This is a genomic window from Natronorubrum daqingense, from assembly GCF_001971705.1.
Classification (GTDB): domain Archaea; phylum Halobacteriota; class Halobacteria; order Halobacteriales; family Natrialbaceae; genus Natronorubrum; species Natronorubrum daqingense.
Genome location: NZ_CP019327.1, coordinates 1616572 through 1638255, shown reverse-complemented (window position 1 = coordinate 1638255; position 21684 = coordinate 1616572). Strand labels below are relative to the sequence as shown.

Sequence of the window (21684 nt, the reverse complement as noted above, 5' to 3'; positions counted from 1 at the left end):
CTTCAGGAGCGCTCTGTGGCACTTTTGGGTCGTCTCCGCCGATCAGTCCAGATACTCGAGCAACTCGATTCGCTCGCCTGCGGGGCCCTCGATGAAGGCGATTTTCATATCGCCGAAGACGGTCGGCTCCATGACGAAGAGAACGTCTCCCTCGAGGTCCGCAGCGGCGGCCGCGACGTCGGGAACGACGTAGCCGAAGTGGAGGAAGCCGTAGGGGAGATCCTCGACGAGTCCGGCAGCCTCGTAGGGTGCCCGATCGAAGACGTAGAGACGCTTATCACCGACTTGCAACGCGGCGTGTGAGACGTTTTCCGCACCCGTCGCGTCCTCGTCGGGTCGCTTTCGCTCGATGACCTCACCTGCGAGGTGGTTTCGATAGAACGCGACGGCTGCGTCGACGTCCGTCACTTTCAGCGCAACGTGATAGAACGATTCCGGCGTGACCATACCGATCGAAAGACAGCATGAGTGATAATTCCTAGCGCCCGGGTGAGATCGAGACGGTGACACGAATCGAGACCGGCACGACAAGCGGACTCGAGCGCGTTGGCCGACCTCCGAAACTGCGTTTCTAGAGGTCCATCCCGCCGTTGACATCGATCACTTCGCCCGTCACGTACGACGAGTCCTCGCTCGCGAGAAAGCGCACGACGGCGGCGATGTCTTCGACTTCGGCCAATCGCTCGAGCGGGATGCCCGAGATGACGCGCTCTAAGACCGTCTCGGGGACGCTCTCGAGCATGTCCGTGCGGGTGAAGCCGGGGGCGACGCAGTTTGCCGTCGACCCGCCTTTGGCCAACTCGAGCGCGATGGTTCGCGTGAAGCCGAACATGCCGCTCTTCGCCGCGGCGTAGTTGGCCTGTCCGAAGTTCCCTTGCTTGCCGACGACGCTCGAGATGTTGATCAGTCGACCCTCCTCGGCGTTCCAGATGTCATCGAAGAACGTCTGGGTGCAGTTGAACATCCCGCCCAGATTGACGTCCATGACCCGATCCCACTCCTCGCGGGTCATCTCCATGAACTGATCATCGGCGGTGATCCCCGCGTTGTTGACCAGCACGTCCGCCGGCCCGAGCGCCTCGTGACAGATTTCGTGCATGTGCTCGACCTCGTCTCTGTTGGCGACGTCGGCTCTCGCGGTGACCGCGTTTCCACCCGCGGCTTCGATCATTTCAACGGCCTCGAGAGCGGGTTGCTCCGACGTCCGGTAGTTCACGACGACGTTTGCACCCTCGTCCCCGAGGTGTTCTGCGATTCCGCGGCCGATACCGCGTGCTGACCCGGTGATAACGCACGTCCGTCCTTCCATCGTCATAGTCGACCGTTCAACGACCGGGGCTAAATAACGGCCTGCCCATCATCAAAATATACAATTCGGGGACGAACCGGGTAAAAATACGTCGGCGACCGTCGCGGACAACGAGGAGACCGATCGGACCCGATCGTTACGGCGTCGGTCGTCCGTCAGAGACGGACTATCGAGATCGCGCCTGTTCGATCCAGTTCTCGAGACGCCCCGGTGAGAGTCCCGTCTCCGTCGCGATTTCGGCGACGGGCGCGTTCTCGAGTTGACCCGCGGTTTCGATTCCCGCTTCGCGGAGTTGTGCCGCGTACGTCGGTCCGATGCCGTCGATCTCCGTCAGATCAGTCGGGCCGGATTCGTCGCCGGCGACGTCTTCCGCGAGAGCCGCGTCGTCGTCGGACGGAGCGGGCGTTTCGGGTTCGGACTCGAGGTCGGAGTCGGTCGAGCGCTCTTCGAACCACTCACAGACCTGCGGCCAGAGTTCGGCGTGGCTTCGAGAGGAGACCGACATCCCGATGTGGCCCGTCGCGAACTCGAGGATCTCGGTGTCGTCGGAGGAGACGAGTTCGTTGAACGGTTTCGACGCCTCCGGCGGGATGAGGTGGTCGTACTCCGCGACGATCTGGAGGACGGGCATATCGATGTTCGAGAGGTCGACGTGCTCGCCGTTCAGGTGAAGGTCGTTCTCGGCGAGGGCGTTCTCCTGGTAGATGTCGCGGATGAACTCCTCGTAGGCTCGCCCGGCCACGTCGATGCCTTCGTCGAGCCAGCGTTCCATCCGCGCGAAGTTCTCGACGAACTCCTCGTCGTCCATATTGTCGTAGAATCGGACGTACTTCGTGACGTTGTTCGCGACTGGATCCATCAACGCGAAGCCGACGTCCAAGAACTCTGCGGGGACGTTGTCGAACGTGTCGGTGATCGTCTCGGGAGTGTAGTACTCCTCGCTTCCCCAGAGTTCGAGAACGCCCCCCTCGCCGTCGAAGCAGAGTCCGGCGGCCATCAGCGCGAGGTTCTCGACCTTCTCGGGGTAGAGCGAGGCGTACATCGCCGACTTCGTGCCGCCCATGCAGTAGCCGAGGATGTTGATCGAGTCTTGGCCCGATCGCTCGCGAACTTCGTCGACGCAGTTGTCGATGTAGCGATTGACGTAGTCGTCGAGACCCAGCGACCGATCGAGTTTCGACGGCTCGCCCCAATCGATCAGATAGACGTCGAATCCAGCCTCGAGCAGCGTCTGGACGACGGAGCGATCCGGCTGTAAGTCGAGGATGTATGGTTTGTTGATCAGCGCGTAGACGACGAGAATGGGAATATCGTGTTGGGTTTCCGTCCGTGACTCGTAGTGGAGCAACTCGAGTTTGTTCTCCGTGTAGACGACCTCGCTCGGCGTCGCTCCGACCTCGACGGACTCGACCGTTTGCGCGCGTTCGGGGGCGACGCCGCTCTTTTCGGCCAGTTCGGCGGAAACCTCCCAGGCCTGTCGTTGCATGTCCAGTACGGTCGCGTATGGGTTATTCATTCGTCTAGGTGTTCGAGGATACGATCGAGTTTCGTTTCGACGGCATGTTGACGACGCTCGAGTTCGACGAGTCGGTCGCCGACTTCGACGACGTCGTCCTCGGTCGCGAAGCCGAGCGTTCGGAGGGTCTCCTGGGACGCCTCGTCGGCTTGCTGTTGGAGTTCGAAGACGTCGCCGACGGTTTCGCCGGTCGCCTGCGCGAACGCCGTCGTCGACATGACCTCTTTGAACGCTTCGTTGGCCGTGTCGAGCCAGATATCACGAAACGCTTCGACGTCGAGATCCTCGCCCTCGAGCGTCTCAGTTAGCTGTTCGACCATCCGCTGGGACGCGCTCATCCACGTCTCGTAGGCTCGAGCGTAGCCCTGGACGCCCTCGGAGAGTTCCTCGCCCTCGGTGACGTCGTCGACGCTACCGGACCAGCTCTCGACGAACTGGGCCTGGGCTTCGACGTTTTGCTCGAGGGCGTCGAGGAACTGCTCGTTCCACTGTTCGACGACGCTGTTCCACTGCTGAGCGGGAGGCTGTGAATCGGACATGAGTAGTACCTACGGTAGTCGGCGTGAAAAGACTGCAACCCGTCTTTCAACTAGGCAGAAACGTCAAATTCCGTGGTTGCGTCCTCGACCGAGTCGGCCACGGCGGTGACGTTGCGCTCGACCTGTTCGTGTGCGTCGAGAAACGCGTCGAAGGAGGTGTCGACGACCTCGGCGTAACTGTCCGAGAACTCCTCGGAGGCCGCTTCGGCTTCCGAAAGTGTCTCGCTGACGGCCTCGAGGGTGGCGAGTTGTGCCTCGGTTCCCGACTCGAAGCCGTCGTCGACGAGTTCGCGGAGATCGCTGAAGTCGGCGGCGTCCTCGGGCGTCGAGGCCTCGAGCGCGTCGAAGGAGGCGTGAATCGTTCCCTTCGACAGTTCGGCGTTCGACTCGGTCAGCTCCTTCGTTCGGTCGACGAACTCGCCGAACGCGCGGATCGAGGACTGTTGGGCCTCGAGGCTGTCGTGAGTGAGCGTTTGCGTGCGTTCGAGTGCGTTTCGCTGGGCGGTGAGCATCGCGGTGAATGGGTTCTGGGTCATGGTTGGGTAGTGGTTCGTGAGTCAGTCGTCTTCCTCGCGGTCGCGTTTGACGGGGACCACGATCGTCTGAACGATGTCGCCCTCTTCGATGTCGAGGGCGTCCCGTTCCGGTTCGGGAACGCTGATTCGGCCGCCGCTCTGGACGCGAGCCTTGAACGTCGCCGTGCCGAGCGTCATCGGTCCGATCGCCGAGGACGCGTCGAATGGCGTCGACTGACTGCTGGCCATCATCGCCTCGAGCAACTCCTGTTGGGACTCGGCCCACTGTTCTCCAGTTTCTTGCATCTGCTCGGCGAACAGTGCGGGCGGGAACCAGCGCGATGGATCGGGGTCGTCCGTCATCACCAGAGTCAACGAGCACAGTCGTGATAAGCATTTCCGAAGAAAACCATCAAATACCATCTAATGGTATCTAATGGGGTGGAGACGATCTCGAGTCACTGACTAGGTGGGAATGGAGAATGTCCGTTTTCCGTGTATATTGCGTTCGGGGATGACCGAACAGATAACGTTCAGTTGTGTTCGGTGTAAACGTGGCTTGGTGCAGCCAAAGAAGTCATAACCACGTCAGGCTTACCATCCGGTAGATGTCCGACCAGAACACCGCGGCACGAAACGTAACAGCCGTTACCGAGGCGTGGACGTCGATGGCACGGACGTTCGTCGAGAACGCAACGGCCCTCAACCGGTCGATGGCCTCGAGTTTCCTGACGCCGCAGTTTGCGAATGGTTCCGACAGCGAGGCCGTCGCCGCGTCCATTTCGTCGGTCGAACACTCGGATCTCGAGTGGGACTTCGAGCGAACGGTCGACGATCCGGACGAGATCGAGGTCGGAGACGCCGTCACGTTCGAGAAGACCATCACCGAAGACGACGTTCGCGAGTTCGCCCGCATCAGCGGCGACACCAATCGCTTACATCTAGACGAGGCGTTCGCCGCGGACACGCGCTTTGGCGAGCGAATCGTCCACGGGACGCTCGTCTCCGGGCTCATCAGTGCCGCCCTCGCTCGCCTCCCCGGCCTCACGGTTTATCTCTCTCAGGACCTCGAGTTCAGCGGGCCCGTCGCCATCGGCGATCGCGTCTCCGCCCGCGTCGAAGTCGCCGAGGATCTCGGCAACCGTCAATATCGCCTCGAGACGGTCGTCCGGAACGAAGCCGAGGACGTCACCGTCATCGACGGCGAAGCCGTCGTTCTGATCGACGAACTTCCGGACCAATAGGTTCTTGGCACGGGTCGGTGTCGCCTGTTCTCGCGCGTCGGTCGTTCTCTTTCACGTTTCGCTCACGGTTCGTGCTCACGTTTCGTGCCCACCCATCAGGCCAGTTCAGAATCGATCTATCCCACCGGTGCTAAGTAGTTCCTCACGGAACGCTCAGCTATGACGCTCTTTGGAACAGCGGGGATTCGTGGTCCAGTCGAAGCGGTCTCTCCGTCGCGTGCGCTCGCGGTCGGCCAGGCCGCCGGCGATCCCGACACGGCGTTCGTCGTCGGACGCGACGGCAGAGAAACCGGCCCGGCACTCGCCGCAGCCATCGAAGCCGGCCTCGAGAGCGCCGGCTCCGACGTCTATCGACTCGGAGAGGTTCCGACGCCGACGCTCGCGTACGCCTCGCGGGGGCGCAAGGGAGTCATGCTCACCGCGAGTCACAACCCGCCCGAGGACAACGGCATCAAACTCTTCACGGACGGCGTCGAGTTCGATCAGACCGCAGAGCACGCCATCGAATCGCTGGTCGTCGGCGAGGAGCCACGCGAACCGGCCGAGTGGGACGAGTGGGGGAAATCGGGCTCGTTCGACGTGCTCGAGGAGTACCGAGATGCGGTCGTCGAGTACGTGGCCGAACAGGCGGCCCCCGGGAGTGACGACGGGTCGACAGCCGACCGCTCGCCGCTCGAGGGGCTCTCCGTCGCCGTCGACTGTGGCAACGGGATGGCCGCCCACGCGACGCCACACGTCCTCTCCCGCCTGGGTGCGGACGTGGTCGCGCTCAACGCGAACGTCGACGGCCACTTCGGCGCTCGCCCGAGCAAGCCGACGCCGGAGACGCTCACCGACTTCGCCGCCTTCCTCGAGTCCGCTTCCGTCGACGTCGGTCTGGCGCACGACGGGGATGCCGACCGACTGGTCGTCCTCGGCCCCGACGGCGACGTGATTCACGAAGATACGGTCCTCGCGGTCGTCGCGGCCCACTACACCGCTGAAAGCGACGCGGAGGACCCGGTCGTCGTCACGACGCCGAACGCCTCCGCGCGGATCGACGAACGAGTTCGTGAGGCGGGCGGCCGCGTCGAACGCGTCCGACTCGGCGCGCTTCACGAGGGGATCGCTCGAGAGCGCGAGCGAGCGGCCGAAACCGGTGGTGAGACGGCCGTCGTCTTCGCCGCCGAACCCTGGAAGCACATCCACACGCATTTCGGCGGCTGGATCGACGGCGTCGCCAGCGCGGCGATCGTCGCCACGCTCGTCGCCGAGGCTGGCGATACCGAAACGCTCCGCAAACCCGTCACCGAACGGCCGTACCGAAAAGTCAGCGTCGACTGTCCCGATCACGCCAAAGCCGAGACCATGGCCGCCCTCGAGCGAGAACTCCCCCAGGCCTTCGCCGGGGCGGCTGTCGACACCGACTACGGCGTCCGCCTCGAGTTCGAGGACGCCTCCTGGATTCTCGTGCGACCGAGCGGAACGGAGCCCTACGTGCGGATCTACGCCGAAAGCGACACCGTCGACGAACTCGTCGCGGACGCGCGGTCGGTCGTCGAAGCCACGGTCGAATCACATCGGTAGGGGTTCGCGTCGGTCCAGTCAGATCGGCCAACTCGCTATCATCTGCTATTTGAACGAAGGGAGAGTTGTGTAATTTAACACGATCTGTTTTGGGATGTCAATGGTTGCCCAGTACGCGTTCAGTTCCCATTGCATTCGTCGATTCCGACGAGTATAAACCGGAGGTCTACGCTAATCTGGTTCATGGCGCAGAATCGACGGCGGTTCCTTGCGGGTGCAAGTATTGCGGGATTAACCACTGTCGCCGGTTGCGTTGGGGGATTCGGTGACGAAGACGAATCTGAGTACCAGGTCGGGATGGTGTACTCCACCGGCGGCCTCGGTGACAACTCGTTTAACGACATGGCGAGCCAGGGCATCGACGATGCGACGGACGAGTTCGACGTCGGATACCAAGAGTCCGAGCCCAGCGAGCAAAGCGAGTTCGACAACATGCAACGCGACTACGCCGAACCCGGTGACTACGACCTCGTCACCTGCGTCGGCTACGAGCAAGAAGACGCACTCGAGGACAACGCCGAGGAGTACGACGAACAGAACTTCATCATCATCGACACCGTCGTCGACGCGGACAACGTCCGTAGCTACACGTTCGACGAACCCGGCGGCTCGTTTCAAGTCGGCCACCTCGCGGGTCTGCTGACGACCGAAGAGTTCTCGGCCGGGGACAGCGAGACAGACCCGGACGAAACAGTCGTCGGCTTCGTCGGTGGCGACGAATCGCCGCTGATCGAATCCTTCGAGGCCGGTTTCACCGCCGGCGTCGAGTACGCGAACGACGACGTCGACGTCGAGAGCATCTACGTCGACTCCTTCGACGACACGTCCGGCGGCCGTGAAGCAGCCTCGACGCTGTACGAAGATCAAGGCGCGGACATCATCTTCCACGCGGCTGGCGGTGCCGGAATCGGCGTCTTCCAAGTCGCAGAGGAAGAAGGTCGGTTCGCGATCGGCGTCGACGCCGATCAATCGGTTCAGGAAGAAGACTACGCGGACGTCATCCTCGCGAGCATGGTCAAGCGAGTCGACGAAGCAGTCCTCACGGCGGTCGAATCGATCGTCAACGACGAGTTCGAAGGCGGCGACGTCGAAGAACTCGGACTCGAGGACGACGGCGTCGACGTCGTCCTCGGCGACACGATCGGCGACGAGATCCCGGACGATATCCTCGACGAACTCGAGGAGTCCGAAGAAGAGATCATCGACGGCGATATCGACGTTCCAGACGACCCAGACGACGTCTAATAGCGCATGAGCGAGCCGGGACCGGGACAAACCGACGATGCGGGTGTGGGGGGCACAGCGTCTGCAAGCGATCTCGCGGTGCATCTCGACGGCATCACGAAGCGCTTTCCGGGCGTTATCGCGAACGACGACGTCGACTTGCGCGTCGAACGGGGAACCGTTCACGCGCTGCTCGGCGAGAACGGAGCCGGAAAGACGACTCTGATGAACGTCCTCTACGGGCTCTACGAGCCCAACGAGGGCGACGTCGTCGTCGACGGGACGACGCGATCGTTTTCGTCCCCTCGAGACGCGATCGACGCGGGGGTCGGCATGATCCACCAGCACTTCATGCTGGTCGACACGATGACCGTCGCGGAGAACATCGCCCTCGGCAACGAGCCCCGAAAGTGGTTCGGGCTGGCGGTCGACCGCGAGCGAGTCACTCGGGAGATTCGCGACCTCTGCGATCGGTACGGATTCGACGTCGATCCGGACGCGAAAGTCGCCGACTGCAGCGTCGGCGTCCAACAGCGCGTTGAGATCCTCAAGGCCCTCTACCGAGGGGCGGACGTGCTCATCCTGGACGAGCCGACGGCCGTGTTGACGCCCCAGGAAGTCGAGGGACTCTACGACGTTCTCGAGGAGCTCACCGACCAGGGCAAGACGATCATCTTCATCACGCACAAACTCGGCGAGGCGACCCACGCCGCGGACGCGATCACCGTCCTTCGAGACGGCGAATCCGTCAGCACCGTCGACCCGAACACCACGACGCGATCGGACCTGGCCGAACACATGGTCGGGCGAGAAGTCCTCCTCGAGGCCGAGACGGAGGCCAACGACGCCGGAGAAACGGTGCTCTCGGTCGCCGATCTCACCGTCGAGGACTCCCGCGGCGTCGAAGCCGTCTCGGGGATCGATCTCGAAGTGCGCGCCGGTGAGGTCCTCGGTATCGCCGGCGTCGACGGCAACGGGCAGGCCGAACTGGTCGAAGCCATCACCGGACTCCGACAGCCAGAAGCGGGGACGATTTCGATGGCGGGAGCCGAGATTACGGAGTGGTCGCGACGCGACCGGATCGACGCCGGCATGTCTTACATCCCCGAGGACAGGCACACGCGCGGATTGGTGATGCCGTTCGACCTCGTCGAAAACGGCGTGCTCGGGAGCCAACGCGCGGAGACGTTCGCGCAGTCGAATCAGATCGATTGGGGGGCCGTCCGCGAACACTCAGAAGACATCATCGAAACGTACGACGTTCGACCGCCCAACGCGGATGCGGACGCCGAAGCGTTCTCGGGTGGGAATCAACAGAAGTTCATCGTCGGCCGGGAGTTCGAACGAGACCCGGAACTCGTCGTCGCGACCCACCCGACTCGCGGCGTCGACATCGGCTCGACGGAGTTCATCCACGAACGCCTCCTCGAGTTGCGTCGAGAGGGCGTTGCGATTGTGCTCATCTCGTCGAATCTCGACGAAGTACGGAGTCTCTCCGACAGATTGGCGGTCATCTACGAAGGTTCCTTTATGGACGTTACTGATCCAGAGTCACTCACCGAAGAGACCCTCGGCCTCCTCATGGCCGGCGAAGATCCAGACGACGCCGACGAGGCATCGACTACTGCCGAACCCGTCTCCGAGTTCGGTTCTGAGCGCAGAGGTGAGCGATGAAAACCCGTTTGAAACGCCTTCTCAGGCGACTCGTCCACGCCTCGGTCCTCGAGCGAATCGCGATCAGCGTGGCCTCGCTGCTCGCGGCGATCGTCGTGGGCGGCGTCCTCGTTTTCGTCTCCGGCGCGTACGCGTCCTGTCAAGCAGGCCTGAACGTGGCCGGATTTACGTTCTGTTACAACCCGATGCAAGTCTTCTACGAACTGTTCTTCGGAGCGATCGGTCACCCGCTCGAGGGAGACTGGGCGCTTCGAAACTACAACCTCGCGGAGACGCTCGCGCAGACGACGCTGTTGATCTTCACCGGGTTGTCGTTCGCGGTCGCGTTCCGCGCTGGGCTGTTCAACATCGGAACGCAGGGACAACTGATCATGGGGAGTCTCGCGACGGCGGTCACCGTCCTCTACGCGTCGGTGATCGTGCCGAGCGGGTTTATCGGGACCGTCGTCTTGATTCCCCTCGGCCTCCTCGCCGGCGCGGTCGCGGGCGGGCTCTACGGTGCGATTCCGGGGGCGCTCAAGGCGTACGCCGACGCGAACGAGGTTATCACGACGATTATGCTCAACTTCGTCGCCGGTGGCGTCGCGGCGACGCTCCTGGCCTGGCAGTTTCAGGACCCGGAAAGCACGAACCAGCAGACGGAATCGATCCCCGCGTACGCCGAAATTCCGAACGTTCCATTTCTCGGCTTCAGCGGTCGGTGGAACTTCTCGCTACTCGCGCTCGCGTTCGCAATCGTTTGTATGATCGGCATCGCCTGGATGCTCTCGCGGACCGCCTTCGGCTACGAACTCCGGACGAGCGGCGTCCAGCCAGAAGCTGCTGCGTACAGCGGCGTCGACGAGAAACGAATGATCGTCGGGGCGATGACGCTCTCGGGCGCACTCGGCGGCATCGGGGGCTCGCTGTGGGTGCTCATGGTTCAGGGCGAGTGGATCACGAGCGTTCCAGACCTCGGATTCGACGGCATCGCCGTCTCGATCCTCGCGGGGAACAGCCCGCTCGGTATCGGGGCCTCCGCGTTCCTCTTTGGCCTCCTCGACAGCGGCTCGCAGTCGATCAGCACCGCGACGGACGTCCCGCCGGAGCTGGTAGGAATCCTGAGCGGACTCATCATCCTGTTCGTCGCCATGCCGGAGTTCTTCCGCATGATCGGCGGCCGCTACGTCGACTTCGAGGACGTACAGCCCGTCCAGACGGACGGCGGTGAACCCGTCGAAGGGGGTGAGGACGATGCGTAATCCGTTCTCGATCCTCAAGGGGTGGTACAACCGTCGCCCGGCTGCCGTGCTCGCCGTCAGCGCCCTCACACTCGTCGTGTTCCTCTGGGCGACTCCAGCGAGCTGGCAGGCCGCGACGCTCCGACTCGCCGTTCCGATCGCGCTCGCGGCTCTCGGCGGCATCTTCGCGGAGAAGAGCGGCGTGATCAACATCGGGATCGAAGGCCTGCTCATCGTCTCGGCGTTTAGTGCAATCGTCGCGACGTTCTGGCTCGGCGGCGGCGAATCCACGTTCACCATCTCTCATCACTGGTGGGGGCTGCTCGCCGGCGTGCTCGTGAGTACGCTCTTCGCGCTGTTGTTCGCGATCGTCTGTATCGAGTTCAAGGCCGATCAGATCATCGCCGGCCTCGCGCTCTGGCTGATCGCGCTGGGACTCGCACCGTTCGTCTCGCGGCTGGTCTTCGAGAGTCCAAACACGAGCGACGTCGGGACGTTCGACAACGTCACGATCCCGCTCCTCTCGGAGATTCCGCTGTTCGGACACCTGCTGTTCGACACGCCACCGCAGGTCTACATCATGCTCGGCGCGTTCGTCTTCGGCTGGTTCGTCCTCAATCACACGCGCTTTGGCCGGTGGGTCGTCGCGAGCGGCGAGAATCCCAAAGCTCTCGACACGGCCGGCGTCGACGTGCAACGAGTCAGATATACGGCCGTGATCCTCTCGGGCGTGTTCGCGGGCCTCGGCGGTGCCGGGTTCGCACTCGGCTACCTCGGCACGTTCACCGGAACCGGCGAAACCGTGATCGACGGTCGCGGTTTCATCGCGATCGCGACGTACCTGCTCGCGAACTACCACCCAGTCGGTGCACTGGGCGGTTCGCTCCTCTTCGCCGGGTTGGACGCGATGCAGACCCAACTCCAGGGTGCCGGCATCTCCGTCCCGACGAACCTCATCCAAATCATCCCCCACGCGACGGTGATCGTCGTGATCGCACTCGTCGGTCGCACCAGACTGCCCGACGCCGCCGGCGATCACTACGAATCCGGCGAGGACTGACTCTCCGTCGGCTCGAGGCATCGAACGAACGCCTCGAGCGCCCGATTCTCCAACTTTGGTTCCACTGTCGCCCATTCGACACCACACGCACGTCCCGAGTCGGTCGGTCGATGGCTTCTTGCCCGTCCTCGAGCCAGTAGCAGCTATGACGGACTTACTCGAGACGGCCCGCGACGTTCAGTCGAACGCCCACGTCCCCTACTCCGAGTACCCGGTCGGCGCTGCCCTCGAGACGGCAGACGGCGAGGTCTTCGTCGGCTGCAATCTCGAGAACGCGAACTACAGCAACAGTCTTCACGCCGAAGAGGTCGCGATCGCCGAGGCGGTCAAGAACGGGCATCGCGAGTTCACTCGAGTGGCCGTCAGTTCTGGCCAGCGAGATGGCGTGACGCCCTGTGGGATGTGCCGCCAGACGCTCGCCGAGTTCTGTGACGACGACCTCGTCGTGCTCTGTGATCGCGGCGACGACGAACCACCAGCGGAGTACACGCTGGGCGAGTTGTTACCCGATACGATCACCGAGGAGATGCTCGAGTGAAGACGCTCGAGTGAGGTCGGTCGTCGATCGCGGCGTCCGCGTCATTCGCGTCGTTCGAGGTATTCGAGTTAGAACTGCCGTTCGAACGGGAGCGTGTCGGAAACGGTGTAGTACGGACCGCCGAGACGACCGACGGTATCGAGGTCGCGCATGTCGAGTTTGCCGTCGGTGAGCAGTCCTTCGTCGACGTGGACGTACTGAACGTCGCCGAGAATCATCAGTTTGTCGTGAATCTCGATCGAATCGTAGAGGGTACACTCCATCGAGACGGCCGCGTCGGCTACCCGCGGCGCAGCGACGGTTTCACACTCGCCGCGGTCGACCTCGGCGAGGTTGAACTCACTCTCGTCTTCGGGAATCGCCGCCGACGTGTGGTCCATCCGTTCGATATCGGCTTCCGTGACGACGTTGACGACGAACTCCTCGGTCTCGAGGGCGTTTCTGGCCGTATCTTTCAGTTCGTCCGGTTCGCCGTTCGGCGAGTTGAACAAGACGGTCGGTTCCTGTAACGAGACGTAGTTGTAGGAGCTAAACGGTGCCAGATTCTCGGCGCCGTCCGCGCTTTGCGTGCTGATCCAGGCGATCGGACGCGGCGTGACGACGGTTTTTACGAATCGTGCGACTTCGTCCTGTGTTCGTTCCGATGGGTCGAACGCGTGCATCTCTCTCACATAGTGACCTGGCTGCTGTAACTGTTTGTGTCGTTCGTCGGGGGCGTTCGGTTAGTTTAACCGGACTGTGGCGGGATCGAACGGGTTCCGGATACGGACTCGCGTCACCTGCGAAGCGTCGGTATCAGGGGCCGATCCTGCCAACCAGCACGGTTACTCGTCGCCCTCGAGTACGTCGTGCAGAATCGTCCGGTGACAGCGTTTCGAATCGGTGTTTTCGAAACAGACGAGCGCGATCGATTCGCCGCTCTCGAGACGCGTCTCGAGGTCGCTGCGCGCCTCACGTGCTTTGCTCGAGTCCTCGAGAGAGGAGCGATAGCGCTCCTCGAAGTCGACTTCCTCCCAGGCGGCGTTGTGGGCTCCCTCCTCGCAGAGGCCGCGCATTTTGTAGTCCTCGACGGTCGACTGAAACGACTCGAGGAGGTCCGCTGGCGGCCCGAGTTCGGGATAGTTCTCGTCGACGGCGGCGTGGAACCACGACGTCGGCTGGCGAACGACGCCGACGAGCGTCGCCTCCGCGGGTAGCGACGCGAGGTCGTGTTGGATCGCGGCGACGTAGGTGTCCGCGAGCGTTCCCTCGCTCATAGCCGCTTGGAGGCCGTCCGCACGGACAAACCTGTTGGCGGGCAAATTCGAATATGGGGTCAAGACGCTCGTCGACAGATCGACGTCCGCTCCGAAACTGTCGCGCTCGAGGGACTACTCCTCGAGCGTGCCGTGTGAGAACTTGAAGTGGTGGTCCGGTTCGTCGTCCGCCGCGGTCTCGAAGTAATCGAGCGTGGTGTGAAGCGACTGGGCCTCGCTCGCGAGTTGATTCGCGCTCGTGGTGACCTCCTCGAGCGAACTCGTCTGCTCTTCGGTCGCAGCGGCGACCGTCTCCGTCTCCGCCGTCACCTGCTCGCTCAGTTCCGTCGCGTTCGTGATCAACTGCCTGGCGTCCTGGGTCGAGTCGGACTGTTGCTGGCTGAGCGACGCGATCTGTTGAACGCCACTCGAGGTCGAGGTCGTGTACGTCGCGATGCTCTCGAGAGTGTCGACGGTCTCTTCGATCACCGCCTTGCTCTCGTCAATCTCGCTTCGCGTCGTCTCGACCTCCCTAGTCGTCCGCTCGAGTTGCGACTCGAGAGAGGCGATGATCGTGTCGATTTCGGCGGCGGACTCTTTCGTCTCCCTGGCCAGTTCTTTGACCTCAGCCGCGACGGTTCCGAACTCCGTCGTCTCCGTCGTCTGTCTCGACGCCTCGATGTTCGCACTCAAGGCGAGGAGGTCCGTTTGTGCCGCGTGCTCGGAGATCATGTCGACGATCTCCTCGATTTCGGCCATCTGTTGCTCGAGTTTCTCGATCTCTCGTAGGGTTTGTTTGGATTCCTCGTCGATGCGAGACATTGCCTCCTTCGCATTACGGGCCGTCGAGCGCCCCTCCTCTCCGGCCGCCGCCGTTTGCGTCGCCGAGTGGCTCACCGATTCGGACAGCGACGCGATGTCGTCGGCCATCTGTTCGATTTCGGCCATCTCCCCGGCCGCGGAGCGGAACATCGTGTGTTGGTGATCGATGTGCGAGGAGATGTCCTGGACGGCCGTCGACACCTGCTCGCTCGCGGCCTGGACCTCCTCGACGTTCGCCGTGACCTGCTCGCTGTGGGAGGCGACGTCGCCCGCGAACCGTTTCGGATCGTCGATCGTCGTCTCGATCCGCTCGATCATCTCGTTGTACTCGGCGGCGACCTGCTCGATGGCCTCGTTGCCTTCCTCGACGTCCATTCGCTGCGTGAGGTCGCCCTCGGCTGCCTGCTTCATCACGTCGCTCGCTTCCTGCTCGAGTTGTTCGACCAGCACCTCGAGCGTCTGCTCTCGGCGCTCCGCTCGCTTTTTCGCCGTGTTGACCTCGTGAAGCGTTTCTCGCAACGAGTCGCGCATACTCCGGAACGCGGCGTACAACTCGCCGATTTCGTCGATTCGATCCGACTCGAGTTCCGTCTCGAGGTTCCCTTGCTCGACTTCCCGCGTTTTGGCCGTGAGTTCGTTCAGCGACCGAGACATGTTTCGGCCGACGACGACGCCGATCGTTCCCAGGCCGAGCAACGAGACGAGCACGAGCGCGATCACCGAACGCGTGACGCTCTGGTGGAGGTCGTAGGCCGCGTCCATCGGCGTGTGGGCCATGATGACCCAGTCCGTTCCGTCGACCGGCGCGTAGCCGAGGGCCATCTCGCTGCCGCCGACGTCGGACTCGAGGTAGCCGGTTTCGCCCTCGAGTCCGCTCTCGATTGCGGTCGCACGCGGATCGTCCTCGTCGTCGACCGCGTGGTGTTCGTCCGTCGCGGCCTCGTCGTCGTGGCTCATGACGACCTCGCCATCCTCGTTGACGATCTGGGTGAATGCGTCGTCCTCGAGCGACGGCGAGGCGAGTTCGCTCGCGTGGTCGTCCTGATCGATGACGAAGACGACCCCGCGATCGGAGTCCTCGGGGACCGAACTCGTGATCGCGATCGAGGCGTTATCGGTCACTGGATCGTCGTACGGGTCCGTGAGGTGGATTCCCGACTGGCCGTCGTGGAGCGTGTCGTCTGTCGCCCAGTCGACGCCCTCGTCCGCGAAGCTGACGCCTTCGGCCTCGTCGTCGCTACTAATGAGGACCTCGTAGTCGTCCGTCTCGATGTAGTGGGCGGCGACGACGCTATCCGGGGCCGAGGAGACCTCGCTCTCGAGAGTCAACTCGATCTCGCCGTCCGTGCCGCTGTTGATCACGTTGGACTCGGCCAGCGTCCGCACGTGATGTTGGTACCGATCGATGCTCTCGGCCAACACGTTCGATTGGAGTTGCGTCGACTGCTCGAGTTCATCCGCCGTTTCGGCCTCGAGTGCACTGCCCGTTTGCAGGTAGATTACCCCGCCGATCGAGGTGATACAGAGAATAATGACTGCAAAGAGGACGAGCATTTTCCGCGAATACGACCGCCGGATCTCGTCGGGGAGCCGGCTTGATAGAGTACTCACCGTGGCCGGACACAAGATTGTGACCAGTAAAAAGGTATCGAGAATATTATTATTCTAAACGAGAGTATCATCCAACGAAACTACTCAGTGAAAATACGTTCCCAAAGTGGTACGAATAGTTTGTGCGGCCGATGGACCTCGAGTCACCGACTCGATGGCTGCGAATCGCCGTCTCGAGCGGTAATCTCGAGTCCGATTAGCTGGCCTCATTGCGAAGCCAGTTCCTCGCGCGTGCGACGAGCGCGGTGACGACGGCGGCGAGGGCGACGAGGACGGGGCCACCGGCCGGAATCCCGTCGTCGTCCGCCTCGTCGTCCGCGGCGTCGACGGTCAGCGTCGACGACGTGGAGTCGGTCTCGCCGGCTTCGTTCGTGACCGTCAGCCAGACCGTGTACTCGCCGGGTTCGTCGATCGACTCCACTGCCGTCTCGCCCTCGAACTCCGTGTCGTCGATCGTCCACTCGAAGGACTCGAGGTCGTAGTCGCTGTCGATCGACGCGTCGGCCGAGAACTCGAGGTCCTCCCCGGCCGCGACCGTCTCGGTTGCGAGGTCGATGGCAGCCGTCGGTTGGCCGGTGTGACTGACGGCGTAGACGCCGTTTTCCGCCGCGGACGTCTCGGTCTCGAGGAGGTGATCGCTTCCACCCTCGCCCTCCTCGACGACGGACGTGCCGAGTGGCTCCCAGCCGTCGTCCGTCGCGGCGAAGATTCGGACCTCGCTTGCACTGGCACTGTCACTGACGCCCTCGAGGGTGGCCGGATCGAGCGCAAACTCCATCGTCGTGGATTCCCCGACAGCACTATCGGAGACGCTGACCATGCTGACCCCGAGGGTCTCACCCGGCGCGTCCCCGTTCGTCGCTGGCTCCTGATTCAGGTCTCGAGCCGCCACCGACCACGACGGATCCGGGTCCTCGAACTCGAGCGATTCGACGGCCGTCTGGACGAACGTCGTCGGCTCCGTCTGGGAGACCGTGCCGGATTCGGACTCTTGGGTAATGACGCCGCTTGGTGTGGAGCCGATTAGGTCGTCCGAGGAGTCTCCACCGGAGTCGGGTGGGGGGAGGGAGATGCCGCCTCCGCTGCCGTCGTCATCGTCGTCATTATCATCTGTTTCATTCAATTCAACTGATGTGTTGTCCTCATCTACCGATGAACTTACGGTGACACCTATGTCACCACTAACAGATTCTATAGTCGCTCCATCATCAGTCAGCATGGTAACTGCTGAAACGCTTCCTATTGTGAGACCAAATAGAATCATCACTCCGAGTAGACCGAATACAACGGGGTGATGAGTCTTTGATCCCATAGAAGGAAAATTATAGCCAGTTTCCTTAAGTAGCTTTACTGGCAGTTATAGTGGCACATCTGTTCTCGATTGTTTAAGTTGACTATTTCGAGTCGCTAACACCAACGACATTCTATATTTGTATAGACTGTACCCCATTAATAGAATATGTTTGTATCAAGATATAGACCTTATTTCGTTTTGCTATTTAATTATCAAGCGTTGATTCTGCATCAAGTTCGATCTCGCCACTAATCTCATCTATATTTGCCCCACCCTCGATGGTTAAGTCAAGGTCACTGCCGGCGCTGCTACTGAGTTCGTCTCCAACGTTATCGTCTTCTTCGCTATTGACAGTCACAGTTACTTCAACATAGATGTCAAATGTTTCTTCATCCTCAATTTCCTCAATTTCCTCTTCATTTAAACCATCGAGGTCGTCATAAATATCAATTGAACCGAGTGACTCAGTTGCTGAACCCGATTCATACACTGTTTCGTCGCTTTCTTGATCAAACTCCTCTAGGTCAATGTTGTGTTCGCCTTCTGAAATAGTAACCAAGTCATCTTCATCCTCATCGTAATCAACAGCGGCATCAATAGTGATATCCGCTTGGGTCTCCTCCCCGTCTAGGTTTGACCACTCAACTGTGATCTCTGGGGTGATTTCGATCGATTCAATTTCACCATTCTCATCTGCTTGAACTTCTGCAGAGTCACCGTCAAGGTCGTAATCTGTTGCTAGTGCAGACTGAGACCCGTAAAACAGTGCACCGGCACCCACTGTGGTGAGAGCTGCCGTCGCCGCGCCTGATCTGAGAACTGTCCGTCGCGTCAGTAGTCCGTTATCTTCTGTCATTGTTGCACTTCAACCACTGGGTAGGGTTGATATCAGTGAATTTGTATGAGATATGGTAAAGCTTTCGTTCGTGAATATCGTGTTATCTAATAGGTTGTACTATCCAACAAATCGGTGAAAGATACCATACTACTATAAATTCCTCGAGTACGTCAAAAGGCCTCTTGTAGCTGAAACAGCCACTTCTGCAGAATCGGTCGTGGGACGCTTCTCCTCGAGAACACATCCAAAAATACACCTATGACAGTGTCACACAACCGTTAGTTGGGCCTATCAGTCGTGATAATTCCCAGGATGACGACAACTCCGGCGAGCAGGGAGACCAAGACGAGGAATCCGAGGTTCGAGACCCCGCCGACGATTGCATCGAGGGCGATCAGCGTCGGGACGCCCCACTGGACGCCAATCGCGAGCGAGCGCAGCCACCCGGGTTCGCTGTCCGCCGATCCCTGCGTGAGGACCTGGCCGTAAACGACCACGACGATCGATCCGACGAGCAACGACTGCTGGGCCGCCTCGAGGAACTCCGGCGGGACGCTTTGGCCGCCGTAGAGGACCGGATCGCGCACGAGTTGGGCGTACAGTTCCATCGCGAACCACGCCGCGAGGCCGGCCAGCCCCGAGACACGCATCAGGTATCCGTTCATTATCACTGATCAGATAACTCAGGGAAGATAAGTTTTTAGCTTTGAGTTATCACTGCGACGACGACCTACAATAGCCACGGATTCAGCTGCGAAGGCAGTGTTCACACGCCTGTCAGGAGCATCGGTTGCTCCTTGAGCGTGCACGTACGGACGTTCTGGCGTCCGGAGGTATTTACACCAGTAGCTCAAACCGCTGTACTCAATGACCGGCGACAGCGAAAATCCCAACAGCGACGTGCAGTACCACCTCGAGGTGTCGGCCGACGACGTGGCGGACACCGTGCTCCTCCCCGGCAATCCCGAACGCCTCGAGAAGATCGTGGAGTTCTGGGACGACCACGAGATCAGGGCCCACCACCGCGAGTATCGCACCGCGACGGGGACGACCGACGGAACGCCGATTTCGGTCACCTCCACCGGCATCGGGAGCCCCTCGGCTGCAATCGCCGTCGAAGAACTCGCTCGAGTCGGCTGCGAGACGTTCATCCGCGTCGGCTCCTGTGGGGCGATCCAACCCGAGATGGATGTCGGTGACTTGGTGATCACGACCGGAGCCGTCCGACAGGAAGGCACCAGTGACGAGTACGTCCGCGAAGACTACCCCGCGACGGCCGACTACGAAGTGGTCTGTGCGCTCGTCGCCGCCGCGGAGCGACTCGGCTACGACTACCACACCGGCGTGACGATGAGCGCGGACTCCTTCTACGCCGGCCAGGGCCGTCCGGGATTCGAGGGCTTCGAAGCCGCGGGAGCCGACGACCTCGTCGATCAGTTGAAGGACGCGAACGTGAAGAATATCGAGATGGAAGCGAGCGCGATCATGACCATCGCGAACCTCTATGGACTCCGCGCGGGAGCTGTCTGCACCGTCTACGCGAATCGCGAGACCGGTGCGTTCCGAACCGAAGGAGAATCTCGAGCAGCCGAAACCGCGACGCTCGCAACTCACTTACTCGCGAAGATGGACGCCGTCAAACGAGCGCACGGGGCCGAACGCTGGCACGCCGGGCTTGCACTCGAGGAGGACTGAGTCGGAATTTCTGAGCCGGAACGCCTGGGCGGGAGCGAACAGACTGAGAGAACGCTGACGAAACGACGACGGCGAAGTTGAGTCACACACTGGCCGATTATCTTCCAGACTGGCCGCGTGGGTTGTGATTGACGGCTTCACGTGGAACGACGCCTCGAGCGTGGCGTCTGGTCCATCGATAAAGTGGCGCGTTTCGGTGGCCGTGAAAACGAGGCCTCGAGTGAGAGGGAGAGAGTGAGAGAGGAGAGAGTGAGAGAGGAGAGAGTTAGATGCCTGCGATTACGTTTGCTCGCTCTCGTGAAGCTGGGACATCCGACTCTCGAGGTCGATACCGCGCTTGTTGAAGTACGCGACACGGGTACGATAGAAGATGTACCCGACGAGCATCCAGGCGGCGATGACGCCGGTCATCAGGGGGAGTTGCGTCGTCGTCAGGATCCAGAGGAACGCCGCGGAGACGACGGCACCGACCGCAGTGAACTTGAGCAGCCAGGACGGCAGTTTGTACAGCGAGTACTCGTATCGCTGTGGAAAGACCTTCGGCAGGTTCCACAGCGCGATGCCGGAGACCGCGAGGCCGAAGAGGATGGTCAACGAGAGCGCGACAGAGAGGGTCACGACGCCTGGGGAGAACGGTGCGACCAGGAGCGGTGGAATTCCGAGCACGAGCACGGCGACGTGCGGGGAGTCGTACCGATCGTGGATCCGGGCAATCGGTGACGGGATAATGTCGTCACGCGCGGCACGCATCAACAGTCTCGAGTACGCCGTGTAGGTCATGTTGATCGACGTGAGCGCACCCATCGCCGCGGCAGAAAGGATGAGTGCGGTTATCGGTGCCGGGAAGTTGTCCAGCGAGACCTGTGCGAACGCCGCATCCATGTTCCCGAGAGCGACGTGACTCGTCGTGCCGATGAGGACGACGATGAGGCCCACTAATAGCGTGATCGAAATCGCCGCAGACAGTCCCAGAACGCGTGGGATATTTTTCGCCGGATCTTTCATCTCCTCACCGAGTTCGACGACGAGTCGGAATCCGCGCAACGGGAAGTAAAGCGAGACGACGGCGACGATGACCTCGCCACCGCCGTACGGGAACATCTCCGAGTAGTTGCCGGTATCGATGATGAACGCACCGGGAACGATGAATGCGAGCATCCCGAGGATGATGACCGCCACCATCAGGAACTGGATGATCGCGACCATCTTGATCCCGAGAACGTTCAGGACGATGAAGGGAATAAGGAGTCCGTAGATCAACCCAAGTTCTGGGATCTCCGGGATGACCGAGATGTTGTCCGCGACGAACCCAGCGTATTCAGCGAATCCGAGCGCGATGAACAACATCCCTGCCCAGACGCCGGGAATCGTAATCCACGGCAGCAAGAACCCCCAGAACGGACCGACGAGTCGAGACGCGTAGACGTACGTCCCACCCGCAACGGGAATCGCACTCCCGAGTTGCAACGACATGATGATTCCAAACGTGAGCGGAATCAACGCGAGTAACAACGCGAAAATGATCCCTGGCCCTGCATCTCCCGCGAGCTCGCCAGGAAGCACGAACGCACTCACCCCGATGACGTTGCCGATAATCAGTACCGTTGCCCCAATGAGCCCGACTTTTTTGTCGATTATTTTATGGTCTGCCATTGTTGCCAATTAGTTGGGTCGGTTAGAACAAGACTGGTATTCGATAACAATGTTGCGAATTACCGATCCGCATGGATACATTGGTTGTATGCGGTGAAATATTTGTTAACATATGTCATTGTATCTAAACC

The 21684-nt window shown here is 61.2% G+C and carries 21 protein-coding genes; 8 read left to right on the top strand and 13 right to left on the bottom strand.

Annotated elements, in window-relative coordinates:
• Positions 1-42 precede the first annotated feature (42 nt).
• The 6 genes from BB347_RS08020 to BB347_RS07995 all read right to left on the bottom strand — a co-directional run bounded on the left by BB347_RS08020 (position 43) and on the right by BB347_RS07995 (position 4242).
• The gene (locus tag BB347_RS08020; protein WP_076580363.1) at positions 43-447 is read right to left on the bottom strand and encodes a VOC family protein; all 405 of its coding nucleotides are present in this window, start codon (positions 445-447) and stop codon (positions 43-45) included.
• Positions 448-571: 124 nt separating this feature from the next.
• Positions 572-1315, bottom strand: coding sequence for a beta-ketoacyl-ACP reductase (locus tag BB347_RS08015; RefSeq protein WP_076580361.1), 744 nt, complete (start codon positions 1313-1315; stop codon positions 572-574).
• 160 nt (positions 1316-1475) lie between these two features.
• Complete coding sequence (gene phaC, locus BB347_RS08010; protein ID WP_076580359.1) at positions 1476-2825, bottom strand: class III poly(R)-hydroxyalkanoic acid synthase subunit PhaC; 1350 nt, start codon at positions 2823-2825, stop codon at positions 1476-1478.
• Entirely contained in the window at positions 2822-3364 is a 543-nt protein-coding gene (locus BB347_RS08005; protein WP_076580357.1) for a poly(R)-hydroxyalkanoic acid synthase subunit PhaE, read from the bottom strand. Before BB347_RS08005 ends, phaC begins: the two co-directional genes overlap by 4 nt.
• Positions 3365-3414: 50 nt before the next feature.
• The gene (locus tag BB347_RS08000; protein WP_076580355.1) at positions 3415-3900 is read right to left on the bottom strand and encodes a hypothetical protein; all 486 of its coding nucleotides are present in this window, start codon (positions 3898-3900) and stop codon (positions 3415-3417) included.
• Positions 3901-3921: 21 nt separating this feature from the next.
• A complete protein-coding gene (locus BB347_RS07995) occupies positions 3922-4242 on the bottom strand; it encodes an AbrB/MazE/SpoVT family DNA-binding domain-containing protein (protein ID WP_076580353.1) in 321 nt (106 codons plus the stop codon).
• Between the two features lie 245 nt (positions 4243-4487).
• Here BB347_RS07995 and BB347_RS07990 point away from each other — a divergent pair, with 245 nt between their 5' ends.
• From BB347_RS07990 to cdd, 7 genes are all read left to right on the top strand, one after another.
• Positions 4488-5123 carry a MaoC family dehydratase gene (locus tag BB347_RS07990; protein WP_076580351.1) on the top strand — a complete coding sequence of 212 codons (636 nt, stop codon included), beginning with the start codon at positions 4488-4490 and terminating at the stop codon, positions 5121-5123.
• Positions 5124-5282: 159 nt separating this feature from the next.
• Entirely contained in the window at positions 5283-6689 is a 1407-nt protein-coding gene (locus tag BB347_RS07985) for a phosphohexomutase domain-containing protein (protein ID WP_076580349.1), read from the top strand.
• 183 nt (positions 6690-6872) lie between these two features.
• A complete protein-coding gene (locus BB347_RS07980; protein WP_076580347.1) occupies positions 6873-7934 on the top strand; it encodes a BMP family lipoprotein in 1062 nt (353 codons plus the stop codon).
• Positions 7935-7940: 6 nt separating this feature from the next.
• Positions 7941-9587: an ABC transporter ATP-binding protein gene (locus BB347_RS07975; RefSeq protein ID WP_076580345.1), complete on the top strand. Its 1647-nt coding sequence runs from the start codon at positions 7941-7943 to the stop codon at positions 9585-9587.
• Positions 9584-10828 carry an ABC transporter permease gene (locus tag BB347_RS07970; RefSeq protein ID WP_076580343.1) on the top strand — a complete coding sequence of 415 codons (1245 nt, stop codon included), beginning with the start codon at positions 9584-9586 and terminating at the stop codon, positions 10826-10828. Before BB347_RS07975 ends, BB347_RS07970 begins: the two co-directional genes overlap by 4 nt.
• Positions 10821-11867, top strand: coding sequence for an ABC transporter permease (locus tag BB347_RS07965; protein WP_076580341.1), 1047 nt, complete (start codon positions 10821-10823; stop codon positions 11865-11867). The genes BB347_RS07970 and BB347_RS07965 overlap by 8 nt, the downstream gene beginning before the upstream one ends.
• Before the next feature lie 145 nt (positions 11868-12012).
• The gene (gene cdd / locus BB347_RS07960) at positions 12013-12405 is read left to right on the top strand and encodes a cytidine deaminase (RefSeq protein WP_076580339.1); all 393 of its coding nucleotides are present in this window, start codon (positions 12013-12015) and stop codon (positions 12403-12405) included.
• 68 nt (positions 12406-12473) lie between these two features.
• Here the strand turns inward: cdd and BB347_RS07955 are convergent, their stop codons facing one another.
• The 6 genes from BB347_RS07955 to BB347_RS07930 all read right to left on the bottom strand — a co-directional run bounded on the left by BB347_RS07955 (position 12474) and on the right by BB347_RS07930 (position 18870).
• Positions 12474-13067 carry a flavin reductase family protein gene (locus BB347_RS07955; protein ID WP_076581667.1) on the bottom strand — a complete coding sequence of 198 codons (594 nt, stop codon included), beginning with the start codon at positions 13065-13067 and terminating at the stop codon, positions 12474-12476.
• Between the two features lie 162 nt (positions 13068-13229).
• Positions 13230-13661 carry a DUF488 family protein, N3 subclade gene (locus BB347_RS07950; protein ID WP_076580337.1) on the bottom strand — a complete coding sequence of 144 codons (432 nt, stop codon included), beginning with the start codon at positions 13659-13661 and terminating at the stop codon, positions 13230-13232.
• Between the two features lie 114 nt (positions 13662-13775).
• Complete coding sequence (locus BB347_RS07945; protein WP_139326989.1) at positions 13776-16073, bottom strand: methyl-accepting chemotaxis protein; 2298 nt, start codon at positions 16071-16073, stop codon at positions 13776-13778.
• A 196-nt stretch (positions 16074-16269) separates the two neighbouring features.
• Positions 16270-17196: a PKD domain-containing protein gene (locus BB347_RS07940; RefSeq protein WP_076580333.1), complete on the bottom strand. Its 927-nt coding sequence runs from the start codon at positions 17194-17196 to the stop codon at positions 16270-16272.
• A gap of 376 nt (positions 17197-17572) precedes the next feature.
• Complete coding sequence (locus BB347_RS07935; RefSeq protein ID WP_077202634.1) at positions 17573-18223, bottom strand: twin-arginine translocation signal domain-containing protein; 651 nt, start codon at positions 18221-18223, stop codon at positions 17573-17575.
• Positions 18224-18483: 260 nt separating this feature from the next.
• The gene (locus BB347_RS07930; RefSeq protein WP_139326988.1) at positions 18484-18870 is read right to left on the bottom strand and encodes a hypothetical protein; all 387 of its coding nucleotides are present in this window, start codon (positions 18868-18870) and stop codon (positions 18484-18486) included.
• A 202-nt stretch (positions 18871-19072) separates the two neighbouring features.
• Here BB347_RS07930 and BB347_RS07925 point away from each other — a divergent pair, with 202 nt between their 5' ends.
• The gene (locus BB347_RS07925; protein ID WP_076580327.1) at positions 19073-19900 is read left to right on the top strand and encodes a nucleoside phosphorylase; all 828 of its coding nucleotides are present in this window, start codon (positions 19073-19075) and stop codon (positions 19898-19900) included.
• A 279-nt stretch (positions 19901-20179) separates the two neighbouring features.
• Here BB347_RS07925 and BB347_RS07920 read toward each other — a convergent pair whose 3' ends face one another.
• On the bottom strand, positions 20180-21553 hold the full coding sequence (locus BB347_RS07920; RefSeq protein WP_076580325.1) for an APC family permease: 1374 nt from the start codon (positions 21551-21553) through the stop codon (positions 20180-20182).
• Positions 21554-21684 lie beyond the last annotated feature (131 nt).